We start from the raw sequence: 4,616 nt of genomic DNA, 5'->3' as shown, positions 1-4,616 counted from the left end.
CATCGACAAAATTGATGGGCTTCTTCTTCGGATCGAATCGATAGAGCGTCGGATAGAGCGCCTTCCTTGCTTTCCAGAGTTGCTCCCGACGTTCGGCATCGAACGCGAGTGTCGGTTCCGACGCCAACTTATAAGGCCGACAAACGGCGGCCATGGCGTCAGCCCGCTCACGGAGATCGGTCTCGGGTGAATCAACATCCAGCTCGACCAGCAACGTGGCCGCCGCATCAGCCGGAATGCCATGCTTCCCACGGCCGATCAAGTTGAGCGTATTGGCATCCATGACCTCTAAGGCACTTGGCTGAAGCGTCAGGATCCTAGGCACGGCCTCGCCGACTTCTTCGAGCCTCTGGAAATGAATGAGTGCAGTCATGGTGGCCTTGGGTTTATCGACCAACGTGAGCTTGGCTTCACTCATCACGCCCAGTGTCCCTTCGCTGCCGACAAATAGCTTCGGGAGGTCGAAAAACCCGCGCGTTAACCCGTCGGCTAATGCGAACAAATTGTATCCGCAGCTGTTCTTGCTGACCGTGGGCCGCTTCGCGGCGATGAGATCCGCATGGGTTCTCGTCAACGCCATGATGTCACGAAATGCCGGCACGGTCGTCAGCAGACGCTCGAGCGCCGGATCATTGAGAGCGTAGGCTCGTGCCTCGATCCAAGACGACGAAGGTAGGCACAGCCGGAGACTTTGAACATTGTCCTTTACCGACCCATAGCGAAGAGTGTGCGGCCCCGAGGAATTATTGGCGACCATGCCGCCCAGCTTGCACATGTCCCCGCTCGACGGGTCCGGTCCGAACAGCAGCCCCTGCGCGCTGAGCCGCTTGTTCAATTCAGCCAGCACGATTCCCGGCTGGACCCGTGCCCATCTCTCTTCCCGATTCACTTCAAGGATCCGATTCAGACGAGACACGTCAAGAATGATGCCAGAGCCGATGGCAGAACCGGTCAAATTCGTCCCGGCTGCCCGAGGCGTAAGGGGAATGCCGCGTGTTACCGCATAGGCGACGGTAGCCGCGATGTCGTCTTCTGATTCAACAAGGACCACCGCCTGCGGAGGAATACGATACATACTGGCATCGACAGCATAGGCCGTGATCGTGGGCGTGTCGTCTTTGACTTTATTTGTCCCCAGGAGAGCGCGAAGATCTTGAGCGACTGCGTGAGTTCTCGTCGGCAAGATCAATGTCGATGAGGCTGTCATAGACCGTCGTATATCTTAGCTTGCGGACTCCTCGAAGAACTAGCCCACATTATTCACGATGCTTCTATTGCGAACGCCCATACACCGCTGCGACAAGCCAGGCCGCAAGTTCGCGCCAGCGGTGGACGGACTCGTCCTTCGTGACCTCGACGTATTGTTTTAGGTAGGCCTTGGTGGCTTCTTGGCGGTTTCGTTACGAACCGTCATGAATAATGTGGGCTAGAGTCGTTGTCGGTCACCTATGAATTCTCCTACAATGGATATGCACATGGAGCGTCCGACTGTATACATCACCCGTCTGTTGCCTCAACCGGTGTTGGACGCAATCTCCCAACAGTATCGGATGCTGACTGAACCGACAGATCGGCCACCGACGGAAAAGGAGCTGCTCCATGGTTTTGCCGAAGCTCAGGCGGTCATCTGTACGCTGACGGATCGTATCGATGCCGTAGTGCTGTCCCACGCGACGAAATTGAAAATCATCGCCAATTATGCGGTAGGCTACAATAACATCGATCTTGCTGCCGCGGCTCAGCGCGGCATCATCGTGACCAATACACCGGACGTGCTGACCGATGCCACCGCTGACCTGACCTGGGCTCTGTTGCTTGCGCTGACGAGGCGGGTCGTTGAAGGAGATACCTGGGTTCGAACCGGTCATTGGCCGGGATGGACCCCGACACAGATGCTGGGCGCCGACGTGTCAGGGAAGACGCTGGGGATCATCGGCATGGGTCGGATCGGGCAGGCGGTCGCGCAACGGGCGGCAGGGTTTCAGATGCCCGTGATCTATGCAGGCCGCCGCAGCGTATCCGGCCCGCCCGGCGTCTCATGGATATGGCGCACCCACGATGAAGTACTCGCGGAGTCTGATTTTATTTCACTCCATGTCCCTCTCACCGAGGCCACTCGCCATCTCATTGACCGGCGCAGGCTTTCCCTCATGAGGCCGACGGCATTTCTCATCAACACGTCGCGCGGCCCGGTCATCGACGAAGCCGCTTTGATATCGGCACTTGAGGCACACACCATCGCGGGAGCAGGACTGGACGTCTACGAGCAAGAACCGGTTGTTCCTGCCAGGTTGATGTCGCTGCCTAACGTGGTCCTTCTTCCTCACCTGGGATCAGCCACCCTCGAGACCCGTGTCTGTATGGGACTTATCTGCCTCGACAATATTGCTGCTGTGTTGGGAGGCCGACCGGCGCCGAATCGGGTGACCAAGATATGACAGACAAATGTGGCGGGGACCTACGATGCATACCGAAAAGCGACTTCCCTTCCCACCTGTCGTCCCTTTATAGCTGTCAGTCGCTGCGGGACGTCATGGAACGAAGGAATAGACTCAAATGCGTCGGCGGCCTTCTCCCACTGCTCCTCCGCTTCATAGAGTAAACCTAACTCATAGCGAATGGCTTGCGCCTTCGCACCTTGGCACCGTGGATCGACCAAGACGGTTTCCAACTCGCGAATCGCACGGGTGATATGCCGCTCTTCTTTGAGACAGACCGCAGTCATCAGCGCCGAATCGAGATAAAACGAATCACTATTCAGCGACATCTGAAACTCTTCTTTTGCTTCTTCGTACAATCCCATATTTTTGTACGCCACACCCAAGGCATAATGCGTCTCGTAGTCAAGTAGAGGCTCCGTTGTTGCCTCCTTTGGAAGAGCCGACGGTTCGTCGGAAGCGGCCGATTCCCCAGAAGCCTGAACGACGACGGGCGCCGGTGAATTCGGAACAGGCGCAGCTGGGTCTTCGTCGTGTTGCGCCCTGCTGATTCCGTCAAGAGGGTTGCCATGGTCCGCTGCCGCATCCGACGAGAATTCCGTGTCTTCCTGAGTCCGATCACATGGACTAGTTGTGTGGATAGTTTCCGAATCGAGCGGCAAAGATTCATCACTCGCCTCTGAGGACGATATCAGTTCCAACGGCGCTTCCGGTACAGACCCGTTCAGAACAGACGTGCTCTGCTCGCTCGTTGATCCTCCCTTTATTCTTGCCGCCAGTCGATTCACCAAGGCTTCATCACTGGACAGCGATCGTACCTTTTCGAAGAGATCTTCGTGCAGATTTTCCATGCCGGGCTCGGGATGTTCCAGCAAGAGCTCGATGGCCTTCGCATACTGTACCGCGGCTCCACCGCCATCGCCTTTCTCTTCGTGCAGTTCCCCGTTCAGTTCGAGCAAGGGGACGGAGTTCGGATCAGCGGACAAGAACTCCTGGATCAGCGACTCAGCAAGCGCCAGGTCATGCGCCCTCAATGCTGCTCCCGCCAAGAAGCGATATTCCCCGAGCGCTACTTGCACATCCCCGCGTTGCAAGTGCAGCCGAGCCAGGAGTTGACAGACTTGTGGGTTTCCTGGTTCCCGTGTGAGCATTTGGTTCAGGATCGCTTCTGCGCCGGCATACTGCCTTTCGTCAATGCGACGAACGGCTTCAGCCAGCAAGTCGACCGGTTCGGATGGTTTTTGCGCCGGCGCGGTGGATCCTGGTTTGACCGCTTTGATCGATCCGGTTCCGCTTTTCTTCATGCTCTCCACGAATTGGGCTGCCTCGTTATTCGCGGAATCGATTCTGAGTACGGCGAGATACGCATCTTTCGCCTCATCGTACCGCCCTTGTGCAGATCGCTCACGGCCCAATTGGAGATACACTGTGGTTGCTTCATCCTGCTGGTTTTCCTGGACACAGAGTTCGGCGACGCGCTGTTGCGCGTTAAGATTCGATGGATCCTGGAGAACGATCTTCTTGTAGATTTCAAGCGCGTCTTTTCCTCGACGCTCCTTCAGATAGTATTTCCCTAAGGTGAGGTAGTCCTGGATGGCGCTGCTGATGAGTCCGCGTTCAATATTCAGATCTCCAAGGTGACGATAGACTTCGTATCGAGAAGGATCGCATTTAAGGGCTTTTTTATAGGCCGCAATGGCCTTAAGGGTGGCGCCTTCCGTTCGGAAGGCCGAGGCCGCTTGCAAGAACGCAGAGGCGGCTTCCCCTGGAGCGTTTCGCTTCAATTGCCAATCACCGATGGTATTATGGATGGTGCCGTCGGCAGGAGTTTCCGTAACCAACTTCTTCCATTCGGCTATGGCCGCCTCGTACTGCCCACGAGACGCCAGAAGCTGAGCTTGTTGAAGAACGCGACTTCGATCGGAAGGCACAACGATACCTCCACGAACAGAACAGCTAAACGCTAACAGTATCAATGGGTTTTGTCTAGAAAATGGCAGAATCAGACAATAAAACACGCCGACAGAAGCGCCGACCTCCCACCGGAGAATCGGCCCTTCTACCGAGCCACACGAAGATGTTACGACTTAGGACGCGGCGATCGCTGACTTGAGCACATTGGCCGCTTGAGGACCCTTGGCTCCTTGTATGATATCAAACTCGACGTTTTCCCCTTCC

At 56.3% G+C, this 4,616-nt stretch carries 4 protein-coding genes; 1 reads left to right on the top strand and 3 read right to left on the bottom strand.

Going from position 1 to position 4,616, the window contains the following annotated elements; genetic code table 11:
- Positions 1 to 1,207 (bottom strand): FAD-binding oxidoreductase (locus ACOSYY_RS09215; RefSeq protein WP_421661974.1); only part of this gene is annotated, 1,207 nt, incomplete at its 3' end.
- Positions 1,208 to 1,475: 268 nt separating this feature from the next.
- Between ACOSYY_RS09215 and ACOSYY_RS09210 the strand changes: the two genes are divergently transcribed.
- Positions 1,476 to 2,438, top strand: a complete 963-nt coding sequence (locus tag ACOSYY_RS09210; protein ID WP_421661973.1) for a 2-hydroxyacid dehydrogenase — start codon at positions 1,476 to 1,478, stop codon at positions 2,436 to 2,438.
- 20 nt (positions 2,439 to 2,458) lie between these two features.
- On the opposite strand, the gene ACOSYY_RS09205 is transcribed toward ACOSYY_RS09210, so the two are convergent.
- Complete coding sequence (locus tag ACOSYY_RS09205; RefSeq protein ID WP_421661972.1) at positions 2,459 to 4,369, bottom strand: tetratricopeptide repeat protein; 1,911 nt, start codon at positions 4,367 to 4,369, stop codon at positions 2,459 to 2,461.
- A 156-nt stretch (positions 4,370 to 4,525) separates the two neighbouring features.
- On the bottom strand, positions 4,526 to 4,616 hold a 91-nt coding region (locus ACOSYY_RS09200; RefSeq protein ID WP_421661975.1), incomplete at its 5' end, for a cold shock domain-containing protein.

It is taken from the genome of Nitrospira sp. BLG_2 (assembly GCF_049222245.1).
This window is presented reverse-complemented; position numbering and strand designations above follow the sequence as displayed.

Excerpts from the sequence above, each read along its gene's own strand:
- ACOSYY_RS09210 (WP_421661973.1), top strand. The coding sequence starts at position 1,476 with ATGGAGCGTCCGACTGTATACATCACCCGTCTGTTGCCTCAACCGGTG.